Below are 20,304 nucleotides of genomic sequence, written 5' to 3'. Positions count from 1 at the left end.
TTTTATTTTAGAGTTAATACTCTGAAAACTGCAAACATTTATTGAATTAATCATTTATTGGTCAAGTCCTCGACCTATTAGTATCGATAAGCTAAATACATTACTGCACTTACACCTTCGACCTATCAACCAGGTAGTCTTCCTGGGGTCTTACCCTTACGGTGGGAAATCTTATCTTGAAGTTGGCTTCGCGCTTAGATGCTTTCAGCGCTTATCCATTCCGTACATAGCTACCCAGCCATGCCCTTGGCAGAACAACTGGTACACCAGAGGTACGTCCATCCCGGTCCTCTCGTACTAAGGACAGGTCTCCTCAAATTTCCTACGCCTGCGACGGATAGGGACCGAACTGTCTCACGACGTTCTGAACCCAGCTCGCGTACCACTTTAATGGGCGAACAGCCCAACCCTTGGGACCTACTACAGCCCCAGGATGTGATGAGCCGACATCGAGGTGCCAAACCTCCCCGTCGATGTGGACTCTTGGGGGAGATAAGCCTGTTATCCCCAGGGTAGCTTTTATCCGTTGAGCGATGGCCCTTCCATGCGGAACCACCGGATCACTAAGTCCGACTTTCGTCCTTGCTCGACCTGTATGTCTTGCAATCAAGCTCTCTTTTGCCTTTACACTCTTCGTACGATTTCCGACCGTACTGAGAGAACCTTTGAGCGCCTCCGTTACTCTTTGGGAGGCGACCGCCCCAGTCAAACTGCCCACCTGACGGTGTCCCAAGACCTGATTCAAGGCCTCTGGTTAGGATCCCAGTACTACAAGGGTGGTATCCCAAGGATGACTCCACACAAACTGGCGTTCATGCTTCAAAGTCTCCCACCTATCCTGTACATGTAGTACCAAGACCCAACGTCAAGCTACAGTAAAGCTCCATGGGGTCTTTCCGTCCTGTCGCAGGTACCCGGCATCTTCACCGGGATTACAATTTCACCGAGTCTATTGTTGAGACAGTGCCCAAATCGTTACGCCTTTCGTGCGGGTCGGAACTTACCCGACAAGGAATTTCGCTACCTTAGGACCGTTATAGTTACGGCCGCCGTTTACTGGGGCTTAAGTTCACTGCTTCGATTGCTCTAACAGATCCCCTTAACCTTCCAGCACCGGGCAGGCGTCAGCTCCTATACATCGTCTTGCGACTTAGCAGAAACCTGTGTTTTTGGTAAACAGTCGCTTGGGCCTATTCTCTGCGGCCATCCAAAGGATGGCACCCCTTCTCCCTAAGTTACGGGGTCATTTTGCCGAGTTCCTTAACAATAGTTCTCTCGCTGGCCTTAGGATACTCTCCTCACCCACCTGTGTCGGTTTGAGGTACGGGCGCCTTTAAACTCGATAGAGACTTTTCTTGACAGTGTGAAATCAGCTACTTCGCTACTAAATTTCGCTCCCCATCGTACCCCAGCATTATCAAGACGGATTTGCCTATCTTGACTGCCTCAGTACTTAGCCACACATAACCAACAGTGTGGTTAGCTTATCCTACTGTGTCATCCCATTTCTCAAGCGTTTATTGGCGGTACAGGAATATCAACCTGTTGTCCATCACCTACGCCTTTCGGCCTCGGCTTAGGTCCCGACTAACCCAGGGCGGACGAACCTTCCCCTGGAAACCTTGGGTTTACGGCCCGTGGGATTCTCACCCACGTCTCGCTACTCATGCCAACATTCTCACTCGTATACTGTCCACGCGTCCTTACGGTCACGCTTCAGCCTGCATACGAAGCTCCCCTACCCATCATAATGATGCCGTAGCTTCGGTAGTACGTTTTAGCCCCGGAAATTTTCGGCGCAGGATCACTCGACCAGTGAGCTATTACGCACTCTTTAAATGAGTGGCTGCTTCTAAGCCAACATCCTGGTTGTCTGTGCAATCCCACATCCTTTACCACTTAACGTACATTTAGGGACCTTAGCTGACGATCTGGGCTGTTGCCCTTTCGACTATGAATCTTATCACCCACAGTCTGACTCCCAAGTATAAGAATACGGCATTCGGAGTTTGATAGTCTTCGGTAAGTGCAATACCCCCTAGGACATTCAGTGCTCTACCTCCGCTTCTCTCAACCTTGAGGCTAGCCCTAAAGCTATTTCGGGGAGAACCAGCTATCTCCGGGCTCGATTGGAATTTCACCGCTATCCACAAGTCATCCCCGAGCTTTTCAACGCTCGTGGGTTCGGTCCTCCACGAAATTTTACTTTCGCTTCAACCTGCTCATGGATAGGTCGCCCGGTTTCGGGTCTACGTCAAGTAACTTAAGCGCCCATTTAAGACTCGCTTTCGCTACGGCTCCGCACCTTAAGTGCTTAACCTTGCTACTTAACGTAACTCGTTGGCCCGTTCTACAAAAAGTACGCGGTCACACAAGTAATGTGCTCCCACAGCTTGTAAGTGCAGGGTTTCAGGTTCTATTTCACTCCCCTCCCGGGGTTCTTTTCACCTTTCCCTCACGGTACTATGCGCTATCGGTCACTAGGTAGTATTTAGGCTTGGAGGATGGTCCCTCCTGCTTCCCACAGGGTTTCACGTGTCCCGTGGTACTCTGGATCATATCTGAAGTCTTCTCGTTTTGACTACGTGGCTGTTACACTTTATAGCGGAGCTTTCCAACTCTCTTCGTCTACAATAGCCTCTTCGTTTATGATATGTCCGCAACCCCAACAAAGAAAACTTCATTGGTTTGGCCTGTTCCGCGTTCGCTCGCCGCTACTTACGGAATCGAATTTCTTTCTTTTCCTCCGGGTACTTAGATGTTTCAGTTCCCCGAGTTCCCCTCGCTAAGCTATGTATTCACTTAACGATACTTAGACATTACTCTAAGTGAGTTTCCTCATTCGGAAATCTTCGGATCAAAGTTTACGTGCAACTCCCCGAAGCTTATCGCAGCTTATCGCGTCCTTCATCGGCTCCTAGTGCCAAGGCATCCGCCCTGCACCCTTAATAACTTGACCAGTTATTAAAGTGTTTCGTCAACGAACAAACTTCGTATTCACTCAGTTTATTACGTTACTCAAAGTTTGATATTTTAATGACTTATCGTGTCGTTGATATTTTTAGAAGTTATCTTCTTCATATATATAAAATGATGTCATATCACTAAATGTTATGCAGTTTTCAAAGTACTAAAATGCTTCGCATGTCGCCAACGATATTACTTCACATACGTTCAGTAACATCCGTTACTCAAAGTAATATTTCGGGCTACGCCCTATTTTTGAGATGTTCTAATGAACTCTCAAAATTAAACAGTAGGCAATTCTCCTTAGAAAGGAGGTGATCCAGCCGCACCTTCCGATACGGCTACCTTGTTACGACTTCACCCCAGTTATTGATTTCACCTTCGACGGCCGCTTCCAAAAGGTTAGCAAACCGGCTTCGGGCGCCCCCAACTTCCGTGGTGTGACGGGCGGTGTGTACAAGACCCGGGAACGCATTCACCGCAGCATTCTGATCTGCGATTACTAGTAACTCCAGCTTCATGTAGGCGAGTTTCAGCCTACAATCCGAACTGAGAATGGCTTTAAGGGATTAGCTCCGCCTCACGACTTGGCTGCCCTCTGTACCACCCATTGTAGCACGTGTGTAGCCCTAAGCATAAGGGGCATGATGATTTGACGTCATCCCCACCTTCCTCCAGGTTATCCCTGGCAGTCCCTCTAGAGTGCCCAACTTAATGCTGGCAACTAAAGGCAAGGGTTGCGCTCGTTGCGGGACTTAACCCAACATCTCACGACACGAGCTGACGACAACCATGCACCACCTGTCACTTCTGTCCCCGAAGGGAAATCTCCGATTAGGGAGAGGTCAAAAGGATGTCAAGCTTAGGTAAGGTTCTTCGCGTTGCTTCGAATTAAACCACATGCTCCGCTACTTGTGCGGGTCCCCGTCAATTCCTTTGAGTTTCACTCTTGCGAGCGTACTTCCCAGGCGGAGTACTTAATGCGTTAGCTGCGCCACCGAAGGGGGTAACCTCCGACAGCTAGTACTCATCGTTTACGGCGTGGACTACCAGGGTATCTAATCCTGTTTGCTCCCCACGCTTTCGTGCCTCAGTGTCAGTTACAGTCCAGAGAGCCGCCTTCGCAACTGGTATTCCTCCTAATATCTACGCATTTCACCGCTACACTAGGAATTCTACTCTCCTCTCCTGCACTCAAGTTTCTCAGTTTCAAAGGCTTACTACGGTTGAGCCGTAGCCTTTCACCTCTGACTTAAGAAACCACCTACGCACCCTTTACGCCCAGTAATTCCGGATAACGCTAGCCCCCTACGTATTACCGCGGCTGCTGGCACGTAGTTAGCCGGGGCTTCCTCCTCAAGTACCGTCATTATCTTCCTTGAGGACAGAGCTTTACGACCCGAAGGCCTTCATCGCTCACGCGGCGTTGCTGCATCAGGCTTTCGCCCATTGTGCAATATTCCCCACTGCTGCCTCCCGTAGGAGTTTGGACCGTGTCTCAGTTCCAATGTGGCCGATCACCCTCTCAGGTCGGCTACTGATCGTCGCCTTGGTAAGCCGTTACCTTACCAACTAGCTAATCAGACGCGGGTCCATCCTGTACCGCCGGAGCTTTGATAAGAAAGCCATGCGACTCTCTCATGTTATCCCGTATTAGCATACCTTTCGGTATGTTATCCGTGTGTACAGGGCAGGTTACCCACGCGTTACTCACCCGTCCGCCGCTCTTTCCCGAAGGAAATCGCTCGACTTGCATGTGTTAGGCACGCCGCCAGCGTTCATCCTGAGCCAGGATCAAACTCTTAAATATAAGTTTTGACTTGGGCTCAGATACTGTTATATATCTGGCTTTGTTTGGTTGTTTCAAATTCTATAAATTAACCTACTGTTTAATTTTCAAAGTTCATTTTAAGCGACTATATCGACGCTTACTTTTTTGTTTCATCCTTATCTCTTGGACAAGTAATACTATATCACCTTAAAAATATATCGTCAATACTTTTTCTTAATTTTTTTTAGTATTTTTTTATTTTTTCTTTATCATTTAAAGTTATGCACATACTTTTTCTAAACTATCCACATTATCTACAATCTGTATTTAGCTTATATAGCAATTCAATCTTATAATATCCACAATTTTGTGATTAGCTTTTGAAAAATTTATATTTTTAAACTTTTACATAAAAATAAAACCCTAATATTATTAGAGTTTTATTTTTATGTATTAAATTAATTCACGATTGCTCCATCTTGTATTTTTATACAAATATCAGCTTCTCTAGCTATCGTGTCATTATGAGTTATCATTATAAGTGTCTGATTATAATCATTCACACATTCTCTTAATATACTCATAACTTCTTCTGTTGACTTTGTATCTAAATTTCCTGTAGGTTCATCTGCAAATATAATTTTGGGGTTATTTATAAGAGCTCTAGCAATAGCCACCCTTTGCTGTTGACCTCCAGATAATTCATTAGGAAATTTTTTTATTTTATCCTTTATTTGTAGTTTCTCTAGTAATTTTTCTAGATATTTTTTATCTACTTTTCTATTTTTTAATAATGAAGGCATTATTATGTTCTCATATACATTAACAACTGGTATTAAATTAAAATTTTGAAACACAAATCCAAAGTTATTTATCCTTATATCAGCTAGTTTTCCATCTGGCATATTACTTATTTCTTCATTATTATAATAAATTTTTCCATCAGTTGGTTTATCAAGGCCTGCCATACAATTTAATAATGTACTTTTTCCAGAACCACTAGCACCTACTACAGCAATAAATTTATTTTCTTCTATATTTAAATTTATATTCTTTAAAACATGTAACTCATTTTCATTTTTACCATAAACTTTGTTTAAGTTTTCTATTTTTAATATCGTCATACTAATTCCTCCTTATTCATTCATATTAATTCCATCTGATATGCTCATTTTTTCTAGTTTTTGCTTAGACAAGTATACCGATATAATACAAACTACTATCACTAAAAAAATAAATATCACTATTTCATTAAAAGGCACTTCGAATTTTTCTAGATTCTTAGCCCCAAATCCAACTTCCATAATCTCATTAACCATAGATACATCTTTGTATCCTTTATATATAGCGTGAACAGAACCTAGTATACAGCTAAGAAATGCATAAATTAAAGATTCCTTAATAAGCATGCTTTTTATCTTTTTCATACTCATACCAATACTTCTTAAAGTTGATAGCTCCCTAGTTCTAATTAGTATTCCTGTTTTTATAGTGTAGTAAATATTTAATGAAGCTACTACAGACATAAGTAATAATAAAAACATACTTTGCATCTTCGCAGTTTTCTGTAATTTTTCGTGTTCTGCTTTGTATTTCCCTATGCTTTCTATATTGTTGTAATCCTTATTTCCAATCGTTTTTTCTATTTTATTTTCTACTTCTTTTTCTTTTCCACTAGAAGCTTTTACTCCTATTACATTAACATCATTTATATTAGTCAATTTAGATAATTCTTCGATTGGCATTATTACCGTTATCATTCTTCCATAGAAATTATTTAAAATCCATTTTCTATCTAAGAAACCAGCGATTCTAACTTTTTCAACTTTATAGCTTAGCTTTTCATCATTTACTGATGGCATTTTTATTTCAATCAGTTCTCCAATTTTCAAATCTTTATCTATTGGTTCATTGGTTCCATCAGTGTGATTATTAACAAAAACATTTATATATTCACTATTTTTCTCATCACTTTTTTCTTCCATATATTTATCTAATTTTTTCAGATCTTTCTCTGTATAACCTCTAACTTCTAAATATGATTCATTCTTATTCATAGACCCAGGTAACACTAATTTTCCATCTATATAGTCTACACCATCTATATTTTTAATTTTTTCTATATCATTCTTACTATACACCCCTAGAGCATTTTCCACATTATAATCGTCTTTATTTAGTTTTATATCATACTCACCAAGATTTTGACTTGGCATATGCATTACATCCATACCACTTTTATTGTAATTTGATAATGAAGTGATATACATAGATCCAACTAATCCCATAGATAATATACAAAGAATGGCTCTTGTCCTAAATCTAAATACATTTTTATATGCCATCTCTCCAGTTATATTAAATACTTTTCTTATCCATTTATAATAAAATCTATTTCTAAACTTTCTATTGCTAAAATCATTATTTTTCATCCCCTCTACTGGAGATATTCTAGTAGCCTTGTATATCGGAACTAAATTTGAAATAAACACAGTAGTTATTGCTATTAATATTGGTATCAATATTGCTTCTTTAGTTATATAAAGACTTGGATTTTGAGGATACATTTTATATATATAACTATATACATACCCTGCACCAATTAAAAATCCAGATAATACACCAATAGTTACTAATATTAAGCTTTGTATAAAAATCATAGAACATATTTGATGCCTTTTAGAACCTATCGCTCTTAACATCCCTATTGATTTTTTCATGTCAAATAAAGTCATCATAAAAATATTACATATTAAAAGTGCTGATACCGCTATAGGGAATAACATGTTTCTTATTTCATAGCTTGTTGCTTCTTCACCAACACCAAGAGAGTTTAGTCCTTGAATTAAGCCGATATTCATAGTAAAGTTATACTCTGTAAGGCCGTATTTTTTCATCCTTTTATACATATTATCCATTGTAATCTTTTCATTTTCTACATTTAAAATACCATCATTGGTAATAAGATTTTTTGGTATTAAATTTTTATATCCACCTGTAAAAGCTCTAAGCGTATATTCTTTATACTCCTGGTAATAGTCTTTAGTTCTACTGACTACTCCAACTAATTTAAATTTATGATCTTTATTGTATATTTCTTGATTTCTATCAGGCTTTTTATATTTTTTAACTATATTAAAATCTATTTCTTCACCTAATTTATTTTCTAAATTCATTTCCTCTACAGCTCTATTATCTAAAACTATCTCATTTTCATTTTTTGGTTCTCTTCCTTTTATAAGTTCATACTTGCTTTCTTCTAAATAATATGGACTATATGTATTAAGAATACTCTTAACACCATTTTTATAAACAACACTGCCTAAATTGATTATCTTATATGTAGCATCACTTGTATTATCATTTAATATTTTTTGTAATGCTTCATCACCAATATCACTGTATTCATAGTCATAAGTTCCAAATGTCTTATGTAATTTTTCAGTTCCTAATTTTATATTTGTTTGTTTTTGAACAATGTTGGAAAATGATATTAATGTAGCTAATCCTATGGCTATTATTATAGAGAAACTTCTCCCTTTTTGCTTTTTCAAATAAGAAAAAGCTAACGTAAAAACACCTTTCATAATTACCTCCTTTTTTGACTAATATATAGCTATTTAACACTAATTAGTTTTATTTGAACTAATGCACCTAACTTATTAACAAGTTACTTCATCTTCTAATAAACAAAGATATAATTTTTATGCAAAAAAATAGATGCCATCCTCTTTTGACTAAAGGATAGCATCTATTTTTTTTATGTACAATGCACTATGCACAACTGTGCATTTTAATGTTACAAGTGTCATGTTTTAGTTTTTATAATACTGATAAAAGGCTTTCAAGGTACACGTTTTTAAATTCTTTAAATCTATATCTACTTACAGGAACCTCTTCTTTATTCTCCATAATAGCTACATACTGTTTTACATTTCCTACATAGTCCAAATTAACTAAATAACTTTTGTGACATCTATAGAAATTTTTTTGGTTTATTTTACTTTCTATACTATCCATAGTCATATTAATAGAGTGCTCGGATGTTTTTGTATGTATAGTTATCTCTCTTTTTAACACCTCAATATAATAAATATCTGCTGTGTTTATCTTAAATATTTCAGTTTTAGAACTCAAAATTAACTCTTTACCCTTATTTCTTTCTATTTCATTAAAACAAGAAATCAAATGTCTCTCTAGATCGTCTAATTTTATAGGCTTTAGTAAATACCTATAAGCCCTTACTTCATATCCTTCTTGTACATAGTCTATTAAAGATGTTGTGAATATAATTTCTACATTTTTATCATACATATTTCTTATTTTTCTAGCTAAATTCATTCCATCAATTTCTTCTAATTGTATATCTAATAAAAATATATCTACATTCTCTGGATAATCTTTTATTAAATTTTCTCCATTTCCATAAATCAAAAGATTATATTCTTCATTTCTACTTTCGAAAATTTTTTCAATATACCCTTTTATCAACTTTTGTTGGCTTAATTCATCTTCACATAATACTATTTTTTTCATAGTTCAAATTCACTTCACTTTCTATTGGAATATAAATATCTAGTTCAAATTCATTACCCAAATCCTTGAACCTAAACTCTCCATTGTACTTATTCAATGAATTTTCAACGCTTTTTAAACCTATTCCATGAAAATCTCTATCGGTTTTACTACTTATAATATTATTATCATCTGTTTTTATATCATTTATTTTTGAGTTCACACTCTTCAATACAAAATAATTTTTAACTATAGTTCCTCTTATATATATTTTTCTTTCACTATCTTTTATCTTTAAACATGCTTCCATTGCATTATCTAATATATTCGAAAAAATACTACACACATCAATCATTTGCACGAAGTTACATTTTTCAAAATTTATATCTGCAAAAAAATCTATATTATTATCTATACAAATATCATTTTTTTCTTTAAGTATAATGTCTAATATATCATTTTTAGTGTTATATATATATTCTATTTTTTCTATTTCTTTTTCAAGTTCCATACTATATTTACTAGCATTTTCATTTGTATCAATATTATTGATGCAGAGCAAATGATTTTTTAAATCGTGATAAAGTCGTTTAGTTCTACCTTGATTTTTTTTTATTCTTTCGTAGTAATTGTATTGAGCTTTTATTTTTTCTTCTATCACCACTTTTTCCTTTTCTAATATTATTGATTCTTTTATCTTCTTAATTGTAAATATTAAAAGTATAAAAACCACAACTAATGATTGAATTATATTTTGATATAAAAAACTACCCATCAAACTCCATATCTCTTTATATGTTGAATTTTTAAATTTAACTCCATATATCCAAATAGACTTATCTATAAAATTGTATATATACAAAAATGTTACTAAAAATATAACAGTTAATATACTTATTATGTATTTTTTTTCTTTAAAAGTATTTCTATATTTTTTTAATATTAAATTTAATATAAATAAAATGATAGAAACTAGTCCTTCACGTAAAATTGCAACTAATAGACCTGGATAGTTATCGCCGCCAAACCCAATAGCTATACAAAAAAATGTAAGTCCCCAATAAATTATATTCCTAGTAATAAAAAGTACATTTTCATAGACTGTAAAAAACATAAACGATTTCCACAACTTCATTTCATAATTTTTTTTACAAAAATACATAATTATAGAAACAAATATAATTTGGAACAAATTCAATTCCATTGACCATAAACCTAATATAACTATTCTATTCAAATCAAAATAATTATTCAGATAAACTAAAACCACGATCAATATTATAAATTTCCAAAGAGAACTTTTTACTTCTTTGTCTTCTCTTTTTTTGCTTTGGTAAATATCAAGAAAATTTTTAAATACTAAAATTTTAAATACAATTAATAACATATATGCCGTTTCCAATACAAATGATTCCATAAATTCCTCCCCTTACAATTCTATCATAGGAAAAATATTTTAACACTTTAAATAACTATATATACGATCAACTTTTACTTAGATTTAAATAATTAAAACGCAAAAAAACACAGAACTAAATAAAATAATTCTGTGCATAAAAAAAGATTACGTGGCTACGTCTTACTCTCCCAGGCAGTTGCCCACCAAGTACCATCAGCGCTAAAGAGCTTAACTTCTGTGTTCGGAATGGGAACAGGTGTATCCTCTTTGCTATTGTAACCACATAATCTTTTATTTTAGAGTTAATACTCTGAAAACTGCAAACATTTATTGAATTAATCATTTATTGGTCAAGTCCTCGACCTATTAGTATCGATAAGCTAAATACATTACTGCACTTACACCTTCGACCTATCAACCAGGTAGTCTTCCTGGGGTCTTACCCTTACGGTGGGAAATCTTATCTTGAAGTTGGCTTCGCGCTTAGATGCTTTCAGCGCTTATCCATTCCGTACATAGCTACCCAGCCATGCCCTTGGCAGAACAACTGGTACACCAGAGGTACGTCCATCCCGGTCCTCTCGTACTAAGGACAGGTCTCCTCAAATTTCCTACGCCTGCGACGGATAGGGACCGAACTGTCTCACGACGTTCTGAACCCAGCTCGCGTACCACTTTAATGGGCGAACAGCCCAACCCTTGGGACCTACTACAGCCCCAGGATGTGATGAGCCGACATCGAGGTGCCAAACCTCCCCGTCGATGTGGACTCTTGGGGGAGATAAGCCTGTTATCCCCAGGGTAGCTTTTATCCGTTGAGCGATGGCCCTTCCATGCGGAACCACCGGATCACTAAGTCCGACTTTCGTCCTTGCTCGACCTGTATGTCTTGCAATCAAGCTCTCTTTTGCCTTTACACTCTTCGTACGATTTCCGACCGTACTGAGAGAACCTTTGAGCGCCTCCGTTACTCTTTGGGAGGCGACCGCCCCAGTCAAACTGCCCACCTGACGGTGTCCCAAGACCTGATTCAAGGCCTCTGGTTAGGATCCCAGTACTACAAGGGTGGTATCCCAAGGATGACTCCACACAAACTGGCGTTCATGCTTCAAAGTCTCCCACCTATCCTGTACATGTAGTACCAAGACCCAACGTCAAGCTACAGTAAAGCTCCATGGGGTCTTTCCGTCCTGTCGCAGGTACCCGGCATCTTCACCGGGATTACAATTTCACCGAGTCTATTGTTGAGACAGTGCCCAAATCGTTACGCCTTTCGTGCGGGTCGGAACTTACCCGACAAGGAATTTCGCTACCTTAGGACCGTTATAGTTACGGCCGCCGTTTACTGGGGCTTAAGTTCACTGCTTCGATTGCTCTAACAGATCCCCTTAACCTTCCAGCACCGGGCAGGCGTCAGCTCCTATACATCGTCTTGCGACTTAGCAGAAACCTGTGTTTTTGGTAAACAGTCGCTTGGGCCTATTCTCTGCGGCCATCCAAAGGATGGCACCCCTTCTCCCTAAGTTACGGGGTCATTTTGCCGAGTTCCTTAACAATAGTTCTCTCGCTGGCCTTAGGATACTCTCCTCACCCACCTGTGTCGGTTTGAGGTACGGGCGCCTTTAAACTCGATAGAGACTTTTCTTGACAGTGTGAAATCAGCTACTTCGCTACTAAATTTCGCTCCCCATCGTACCCCAGCATTATCAAGACGGATTTGCCTATCTTGACTGCCTCAGTACTTAGCCACACATAACCAACAGTGTGGTTAGCTTATCCTACTGTGTCATCCCATTTCTCAAGCGTTTATTGGCGGTACAGGAATATCAACCTGTTGTCCATCACCTACGCCTTTCGGCCTCGGCTTAGGTCCCGACTAACCCAGGGCGGACGAACCTTCCCCTGGAAACCTTGGGTTTACGGCCCGTGGGATTCTCACCCACGTCTCGCTACTCATGCCAACATTCTCACTCGTATACTGTCCACGCGTCCTTACGGTCACGCTTCAGCCTGCATACGAAGCTCCCCTACCCATCATAATGATGCCGTAGCTTCGGTAGTACGTTTTAGCCCCGGAAATTTTCGGCGCAGGATCACTCGACCAGTGAGCTATTACGCACTCTTTAAATGAGTGGCTGCTTCTAAGCCAACATCCTGGTTGTCTGTGCAATCCCACATCCTTTACCACTTAACGTACATTTAGGGACCTTAGCTGACGATCTGGGCTGTTGCCCTTTCGACTATGAATCTTATCACCCACAGTCTGACTCCCAAGTATAAGAATACGGCATTCGGAGTTTGATAGTCTTCGGTAAGTGCAATACCCCCTAGGACATTCAGTGCTCTACCTCCGCTTCTCTCAACCTTGAGGCTAGCCCTAAAGCTATTTCGGGGAGAACCAGCTATCTCCGGGCTCGATTGGAATTTCACCGCTATCCACAAGTCATCCCCGAGCTTTTCAACGCTCGTGGGTTCGGTCCTCCACGAAATTTTACTTTCGCTTCAACCTGCTCATGGATAGGTCGCCCGGTTTCGGGTCTACGTCAAGTAACTTAAGCGCCCATTTAAGACTCGCTTTCGCTACGGCTCCGCACCTTAAGTGCTTAACCTTGCTACTTAACGTAACTCGTTGGCCCGTTCTACAAAAAGTACGCGGTCACACAAATAATGTGCTCCCACAGCTTGTAAGTGCAGGGTTTCAGGTTCTATTTCACTCCCCTCCCGGGGTTCTTTTCACCTTTCCCTCACGGTACTATGCGCTATCGGTCACTAGGTAGTATTTAGGCTTGGAGGATGGTCCCTCCTGCTTCCCACAGGGTTTCACGTGTCCCGTGGTACTCTGGATCATATCTAAAGAATTATCGTTTCAAATACAGGGCTATTACCTTCTATGGCGGAGCTTTCCAACTCTCTTCACTTACGATGACCTCTTCGTTTATGATATGTCCGCAACCCCAACGAAGAAAACTTCATTGGTTTGGCCTGTTCCGCGTTCGCTCGCCGCTACTTACGGAATCGAATTTCTTTCTTTTCCTCCGGGTACTTAGATGTTTCAGTTCCCCGAGTTCCCCTCGCTAAGCTATGTATTCACTTAACGATACTTAGACATTACTCTAAGTGAGTTTCCTCATTCGGAAATCTTCGGATCAAAGTTTACGTGCAACTCCCCGAAGCTTATCGCAGCTTATCGCGTCCTTCATCGGCTCCTAGTGCCAAGGCATCCGCCCTGCACCCTTAATAACTTGACCAGTTATTAAAAGTTATCGCTACTGAACAAACTTCGTATTCACTCAGTTTATTCCAGTGCTTAAAGTTAATTTTAAAGACTTATCTGTCTAGTTTATTTTAAAGACTTCATTGTCTATATATAAAATGATGTCATATCACTAAATGTTATGCAGTTTTCAAAGTACTAAAATGCTTCGCATGTCGCCAACGATATTACTTCATATTCATTCAGTAACATCCGTTGCTCAAATTAAAAGCAATAATTTTGAGGAATGAACCCTCAAAATTAAACAGTAGGCAATTCTCCTTAGAAAGGAGGTGATCCAGCCGCACCTTCCGATACGGCTACCTTGTTACGACTTCACCCCAGTTATTGATTTCACCTTCGACGGCCGCTTCCAAAAGGTTAGCAAACCGGCTTCGGGCGCCCCCAACTTCCGTGGTGTGACGGGCGGTGTGTACAAGACCCGGGAACGCATTCACCGCAGCATTCTGATCTGCGATTACTAGTAACTCCAGCTTCATGTAGGCGAGTTTCAGCCTACAATCCGAACTGAGAATGGCTTTAAGGGATTAGCTCCGCCTCACGACTTGGCTGCCCTCTGTACCACCCATTGTAGCACGTGTGTAGCCCTAAGCATAAGGGGCATGATGATTTGACGTCATCCCCACCTTCCTCCAGGTTATCCCTGGCAGTCCCTCTAGAGTGCCCAACTTAATGCTGGCAACTAAAGGCAAGGGTTGCGCTCGTTGCGGGACTTAACCCAACATCTCACGACACGAGCTGACGACAACCATGCACCACCTGTCACTTTTGTCCCCGAAGGGAAATCTCCGATTAGGGAGAGGTCAAAAGGATGTCAAGCTTAGGTAAGGTTCTTCGCGTTGCTTCGAATTAAACCACATGCTCCGCTACTTGTGCGGGTCCCCGTCAATTCCTTTGAGTTTCACTCTTGCGAGCGTACTTCCCAGGCGGAGTACTTAATGCGTTAGCTGCGCCACCGAAGGGGGTAACCTCCGACAGCTAGTACTCATCGTTTACGGCGTGGACTACCAGGGTATCTAATCCTGTTTGCTCCCCACGCTTTCGTGCCTCAGTGTCAGTTACAGTCCAGAGAGCCGCCTTCGCAACTGGTATTCCTCCTAATATCTACGCATTTCACCGCTACACTAGGAATTCTACTCTCCTCTCCTGCACTCAAGTTTCTCAGTTTCAAAGGCTTACTACGGTTGAGCCGTAGCCTTTCACCTCTGACTTAAGAAACCACCTACGCACCCTTTACGCCCAGTAATTCCGGATAACGCTAGCCCCCTACGTATTACCGCGGCTGCTGGCACGTAGTTAGCCGGGGCTTCCTCCTCAAGTACCGTCATTATCTTCCTTGAGGACAGAGCTTTACGACCCGAAGGCCTTCATCGCTCACGCGGCGTTGCTGCATCAGGCTTTCGCCCATTGTGCAATATTCCCCACTGCTGCCTCCCGTAGGAGTTTGGACCGTGTCTCAGTTCCAATGTGGCCGATCACCCTCTCAGGTCGGCTACTGATCGTCGCCTTGGTAAGCCGTTACCTTACCAACTAGCTAATCAGACGCGGGTCCATCCTGTACCGCCGGAGCTTTGATAAGAAAGCCATGCGACTCTCTCATGTTATCCCGTATTAGCATACCTTTCGGTATGTTATCCGTGTGTACAGGGCAGGTTACCCACGCGTTACTCACCCGTCCGCCGCTCTTTCCCGAAGGAAATCGCTCGACTTGCATGTGTTAGGCACGCCGCCAGCGTTCATCCTGAGCCAGGATCAAACTCTTAAATATAAGTTTTGACTTGGGCTCAGATACTGTTATATATCTGGCTTTGTTTGGTTGTTTCAAATTCTATAAATTAACCTACTGTTTAATTTTCAAAGTTCATTTTAAGCAACCATTTTGGTGCTTATTTTTTCAACTTCCTTAGTTTACCAAAGTTATTTAACTTTGTCAACTTTTTTCTGTTGTTTTTCTATTCGTTTGCCCTCGTCTTAAGGACAAGTATAACTATACCATCTGAATTTTATATCGTCAATACTTTTTTAAAACTTTTTTTATTTTTTTATATTTAAATCTTCTTTATATATTCTCTAAGTTCTTCCAAATTAAGATTTACCAAATCATTGAGCATATTTTTCCTTTGAGTAATATTTTCATATTTTTTTATAATGTTTGCTCTAGCTATTCCTAAAAGGTTTATATACTCTTCATAACTATCATCATATTTCTCTAATAATTCTTTTTTTATCTTAGATGATAATGATGGACTTTTACCTCCAGTAGATACACTAATTAGTAAATCTCCTCGTCTTATATATGAAGGTACTGTGTAATTAGATAAATTTATATCATCTACTACGTTAACTAGTTTTCCATTATCTCTGCAATATATTCCTATTTCTTTATTTATTTCTTTATTATTTGTGGCTGCAACTACTATAAAACTCTGTTTTATATATTCTTCTTTATATGTATCTCTTATTATTTCAATATTATCTTTTAATTCCTTGAATTTATCTACGAGGTCTAATGACACTACTTTTACATTCTTATCAAAGTCTAAGAAATTCTTGCATTTTCTATATGCTACTTCCCCTCCCCCTATTATCGTTATCTCTAAATCTTTTAATTCTAAATTTATTGGATATAACATTGTCTCCCTTGTTGCTAACTATAATTAGCTAGCCACTTCTCCTTCCATATAAAGTTAGTTAATTTATTTATAATCTGCCATACCGTACTTTCTAATCCTTTATAAAGTCTCTAAGTCATTAGACCTTTCCATATGTAAACTATTACTTTATAAGTATTCATCCCACATCTGTATTTATTTATAGTATTTTTATATCACCTGAATAAACAACATCTGTAGTAACGTACTTTTTAGTTTGATGATTCAGTAAGGATCTATAAGTTCTAAATCTCATTAGATCCTCAATTACCTTATTAGTTGTTTGAAACTCAAAATGATTTGCCCACACGTAGCTCAAAGTGTATATAACTATCATATTCCATAAAAAAAGTCTAATCCATATACATCTTTTTACTATCTAAAATAACTAATTCTGTTGAGCCCATTTATCTTTACTTTCTTATCCATTCCAAATAACTTAAGACTTTCCTCCGCAAATATATCCATAGATCTTTTCATTATAAAATCTTCATAGTTTTGCTTTTCATTAATTCACTGCATTTAAGTTCATTATATCATTAAGTTATTAAATCTATTTATTTATATTAACATTTTTATACTTTTAGAGTCATCTATACAAAGTACAAAATAAATTTAAATAGTCTTTCTAAAAGTAATTTAAAGCTTTTATAAAATATGGTTAAGAGTGTAAATTGAAAGATAAGTTATTAATTAAATAATATTAATATAGATTTAGATAAATATGAAGATTTAAATATTGATAAAAATAAATCAAAAAAATATACTTCTAATGGAACAACTATAACTATTGAAGGATCCATAAGTGATGGTAGTAATATATTTTTAAACATATAGTATACAAAGTGATAAAAAAATACCAAGAGATATTATTCCTGAGGAATATCAAGTTGAAGGATATGATGAAAATAAATGAGAGTTAATATCATATGGAGATGTTAAAAGTAGGACAAAAGATTTATCTATATGAGTATCTCAATATGGATATTATAAAGATTATTATAGCTTTATAGGTATGGCAATATATGAAATTAATACTAATAAACTTGAAGTATTTTGAAATAGACACAAGTTCTTTGGGAAGTGTAATGACTGGATATAATTATATGATTAAAGGAGATTGGAAATTCAATTTAAATATAGGTACAAAATCTAATATAGAAACTATAGATATAAATCAATCAAAATATCGCTTTAAATTAAATGATATTTCAATAAGTCCATATAGTATTGTATCTGATATAGAATTCCCTGAAAGTTTTATAGATACAAAATAAGAAAAAAAGAATATATAAAAAAGAATTAGAATTGATGTAAATAGAGTAAAAGATGTCTATTAGCACAGCATTACTAAAGATTGAGTAAAGCATGAAAATAAATATGGTTATATGAGTTCAAAAATGGAATGGTTAAATCAAGACCATCAGTAATGCTTAACTCAGAGAAACTAGAAGACGGACCTAAAAAACTAAGAATTTCTTTTGAAAATGTAAAAAATAAAAATGATAGAAAAAAAGTTGTATTTGATATAGATTTAAATAATTATATTTTTAGTGTCATTAACTTATTAGGTTCTATTGGATAAGAGTTGAATTAGAAGCAAAGATTCTCCTATATCAACTTACCTTATAGTCTTATGTTTATCCACTTAGAGCGCATGTAACACATAAAATCTAGTGTTTTCTAGCAATTATACTAATAAAAAACTAACGCTTTTGACTTAAATTTAATTTGTAATATAGGTCAACTTGTGTTTTTCCAAAAAAATGTGTCATAAGTTTATCAACATAATCAATACCAATGAATTTATATTTTAAATTTAATAAAGTTCAAAAATAATAATAGGAATTAGTAGTTGAATATATTTAACTTCATATCTTAATTAGAATAATTAATTGCAATAAAAAAAGACACAAGATGTGTCTTTTTCACGAACATATATATATTATAATATAGTTACATTCTCTGCTTGAGGACCTCTAGCACCTTTAACTATATTAAAGTTTACTCTTTGACCTTCTTCTAATGATTTAAATCCATCAGTTTCTATAGCTGAAAAATGTACGAATACATCATCTCCACCTTCTACTGATATAAAACCAAATCCTTTTTCATTGTTAAACCATTTTACTATTCCATTTATCATTAAAAAATACTCCTGTGAACCTATTTCTAGGTCTCTCTCAACTTATTTGTGTATTGCTACAAATATTATTATATCACATATTATTAATAATAGATAGTTTTTTATTTTACATACATAACTAGTCTTTAAAATAAAATTTTGAGACTTGTCGATTTTAAGTTTATAATATCTAATACTTCCAATAATAAATTATTAACTCCGCCCAAGAAGCGATTCTCCACTTTGAATTTTTATCTTTAACTAACTATGTAGTCTATTTCATCTTCATCATTGTCTATAGGTGTTTTCTATGCATCTTTAAATTTAACATTATATTTAATTATATATATTTCAACATTTTTTTATCAATATTATTACCATCTATAAAAGCTTTATATTGATTTTCACCTCTTACTTTATCTATATGTCTAATATTTATAGATTCTATATTATCTAGTCTATATTTTTGTATATACTCTGGGTATTTATAACATTTTTTATATTCATCATAATCATACTTATTTTTAAATTCAAAAGATTTTTCTATAACTTTAATAGGATTATATTGCCATTCTATTTTATTTTTATAATATATAGTTCCAACTATAATTAAAATTCCACTAAGAAAAAGATAAGTATTGGTTTTTTATTTTTCATATTAATTTTATCTCATTTATACTTTTAATAAACCCAAAGTTATTTTAACATATGAATTTAAAGTGAGTTTAAAGGTGTACTGAAATGACTTTGTATTGGAGTTAAATATAGCAAAAAAAGCCAGTATATTTGGCTTTAATGGCTTTTAAAAATTAATTTTAATTACTTTTTATCTTTAACTACATCATTTATAAAATCATCTATATCTATTAACTCACTTTCCTTAGATTTATAATTTCCATAAATTTTACCTGTAGTGGCATCAACTAATACTCTTTTGCTAGTTTCAGCACTTTGATCTTTATTTTCGAAATAAAAAACATAATAATTTTGATTTTCTATACGAATTCCATCACTTAATCCAAAAAAGTCCCCACCAATAATCAAGTTATTAGAATCAATTCTATCTTTAAACTTATCATTAACAATATTTTTTGCCTCATCTGCGCTTACTTTATTTGAGGTTCCTTCTTTATCCATATTAACATATTCAGTACTACTTTTTTCTGTTTTTGTATCCTTATTTGTAGAGTTTTGGATACCATTTGATTTACTATTACTACATCCAACCAAAGATAAAGAGATAGAGATAATAACTAGACTTAAACTAATAATTTTTTTGATTTTCATAATTCATCATACCCTTCAAATTTTATTTAAGATTACTTCTAATCTTTAAACTGAGTATATCAAACATTTATTTCAAATTTATTAAGAAAGTATTACAATAAGAAAACAATTTAATTAGTTCTTAAATATATTTAAATACATAGTAAAAAAACCTTAAAATCCATTTATTTGAACCTTAAGGGATTTATATTTATTTTATAAGAGAGATAAATTGTACATAAAAATGAGAAAAAATTTTTCATATTAATAAACTCAATAATTGTTTGAAATAGTATCAAATTTATACTTTTATACCCTGCTGATACATTACCTTTT

Annotated in this window: 10 protein-coding genes and 5 rRNA genes; 2 read left to right on the top strand and 13 right to left on the bottom strand. The window is 36.4% G+C overall.

The genetic code is table 11. The annotated features are described in order from the left end of the window. Window positions 1-57: 57 nt before the first annotated feature. The 11 genes from JNUCC81_RS01680 to JNUCC81_RS01630 form a co-directional block, all read right to left on the bottom strand. Window positions 58-2,959 (bottom strand): 23S ribosomal RNA (locus tag JNUCC81_RS01680). Window positions 2,960-3,274: 315 nt separating this feature from the next. After that, a 16S ribosomal RNA gene (locus tag JNUCC81_RS01675) occupies window positions 3,275-4,777 on the bottom strand. The 16S and 23S rRNA genes sit together here, the layout of an rRNA operon. A 419-nt stretch (window positions 4,778-5,196) precedes the next feature. Continuing rightward, complete coding sequence (locus JNUCC81_RS01670; protein WP_454095032.1) at window positions 5,197-5,862, bottom strand: ABC transporter ATP-binding protein; 666 nt, start codon at window positions 5,860-5,862, stop codon at window positions 5,197-5,199. 12 nt (window positions 5,863-5,874) lie between these two features. Then, window positions 5,875-8,325 carry an ABC transporter permease gene (locus JNUCC81_RS01665; protein ID WP_454095031.1) on the bottom strand — a complete coding sequence of 817 codons (2,451 nt, stop codon included), beginning with the start codon at window positions 8,323-8,325 and terminating at the stop codon, window positions 5,875-5,877. A 235-nt stretch (window positions 8,326-8,560) separates the two neighbouring features. After that, a complete protein-coding gene (locus JNUCC81_RS01660) occupies window positions 8,561-9,274 on the bottom strand; it encodes a LytR/AlgR family response regulator transcription factor (protein ID WP_454095030.1) in 714 nt (237 codons plus the stop codon). Next, complete coding sequence (locus JNUCC81_RS01655; protein ID WP_454095029.1) at window positions 9,252-10,670, bottom strand: ATP-binding protein; 1,419 nt, start codon at window positions 10,668-10,670, stop codon at window positions 9,252-9,254. Before JNUCC81_RS01655 ends, JNUCC81_RS01660 begins: the two co-directional genes overlap by 23 nt. Window positions 10,671-10,819: 149 nt before the next feature. Further along, window positions 10,820-10,936: ribosomal RNA gene (gene rrf / locus JNUCC81_RS01650) — 5S ribosomal RNA — on the bottom strand. Between the two features lie 62 nt (window positions 10,937-10,998). Beyond that, window positions 10,999-13,900, bottom strand: a 23S ribosomal RNA gene (locus JNUCC81_RS01645). A gap of 291 nt (window positions 13,901-14,191) precedes the next feature. Next, window positions 14,192-15,694: ribosomal RNA gene (locus JNUCC81_RS01640) — 16S ribosomal RNA — on the bottom strand. A gap of 280 nt (window positions 15,695-15,974) precedes the next feature. Then, a complete protein-coding gene (locus JNUCC81_RS01635) occupies window positions 15,975-16,559 on the bottom strand; it encodes a precorrin-2 dehydrogenase/sirohydrochlorin ferrochelatase family protein (protein WP_454095028.1) in 585 nt (194 codons plus the stop codon). Window positions 16,560-17,266: 707 nt separating this feature from the next. Further along, window positions 17,267-17,410, bottom strand: coding sequence for a hypothetical protein (locus JNUCC81_RS01630; protein ID WP_454095027.1), 144 nt, complete (start codon window positions 17,408-17,410; stop codon window positions 17,267-17,269). Window positions 17,411-17,602: 192 nt separating this feature from the next. Here JNUCC81_RS01630 and JNUCC81_RS01625 point away from each other — a divergent pair, with 192 nt between their 5' ends. Both JNUCC81_RS01625 and JNUCC81_RS01620 read left to right on the top strand, forming a co-directional pair. Continuing rightward, entirely contained in the window at window positions 17,603-17,854 is a 252-nt protein-coding gene (locus JNUCC81_RS01625; RefSeq protein ID WP_454095026.1) for a hypothetical protein, read from the top strand. Window positions 17,855-17,982: 128 nt separating this feature from the next. Further along, window positions 17,983-18,162, top strand: a complete 180-nt coding sequence (locus tag JNUCC81_RS01620; RefSeq protein ID WP_454095025.1) for a hypothetical protein — start codon at window positions 17,983-17,985, stop codon at window positions 18,160-18,162. Window positions 18,163-18,522: 360 nt separating this feature from the next. Here JNUCC81_RS01620 and JNUCC81_RS01615 read toward each other — a convergent pair whose 3' ends face one another. Both JNUCC81_RS01615 and JNUCC81_RS01610 read right to left on the bottom strand, forming a co-directional pair. Continuing rightward, entirely contained in the window at window positions 18,523-18,723 is a 201-nt protein-coding gene (locus JNUCC81_RS01615; protein WP_208334566.1) for a cold-shock protein, read from the bottom strand. Between the two features lie 798 nt (window positions 18,724-19,521). Next, window positions 19,522-19,989: a PepSY domain-containing protein gene (locus JNUCC81_RS01610; protein ID WP_454095024.1), complete on the bottom strand. Its 468-nt coding sequence runs from the start codon at window positions 19,987-19,989 to the stop codon at window positions 19,522-19,524. Window positions 19,990-20,304 lie beyond the last annotated feature (315 nt).

It is taken from the genome of Faecalimicrobium sp. JNUCC 81 (assembly GCF_053667625.1).
This window is presented reverse-complemented; position numbering and strand designations above follow the sequence as displayed.

Bases quoted from the DNA above. Each gene is read 5' to 3' on its own strand.
- JNUCC81_RS01630 (WP_454095027.1), bottom strand. From the start codon at position 17,410: ATGTTTAAAAATATATTACTACCATCACTTATGGATCCTTCAATAGTT.
- JNUCC81_RS01625 (WP_454095026.1), top strand. From the start codon at position 17,603: ATGAAATTAATACTAATAAACTTGAAGTATTTTGAAATAGACACAAGT.
- JNUCC81_RS01670 (WP_454095032.1), bottom strand. From the start codon at position 5,862: ATGACGATATTAAAAATAGAAAACTTAAACAAAGTTTATGGTAAAAAT.
- JNUCC81_RS01665 (WP_454095031.1), bottom strand. From the start codon at position 8,325: ATGAAAGGTGTTTTTACGTTAGCTTTTTCTTATTTGAAAAAGCAAAAA.
- JNUCC81_RS01620 (WP_454095025.1), top strand. From the start codon at position 17,983: ATGGTTAAATCAAGACCATCAGTAATGCTTAACTCAGAGAAACTAGAA.
- JNUCC81_RS01615 (WP_208334566.1), bottom strand. From the start codon at position 18,723: ATGATAAATGGAATAGTAAAATGGTTTAACAATGAAAAAGGATTTGGT.
- JNUCC81_RS01660 (WP_454095030.1), bottom strand. From the start codon at position 9,274: ATGAAAAAAATAGTATTATGTGAAGATGAATTAAGCCAACAAAAGTTG.
- JNUCC81_RS01655 (WP_454095029.1), bottom strand. From the start codon at position 10,670: ATGGAATCATTTGTATTGGAAACGGCATATATGTTATTAATTGTATTT.
- JNUCC81_RS01610 (WP_454095024.1), bottom strand. From the start codon at position 19,989: ATGAAAATCAAAAAAATTATTAGTTTAAGTCTAGTTATTATCTCTATC.
- JNUCC81_RS01635 (WP_454095028.1), bottom strand. From the start codon at position 16,559: ATGTTATATCCAATAAATTTAGAATTAAAAGATTTAGAGATAACGATA.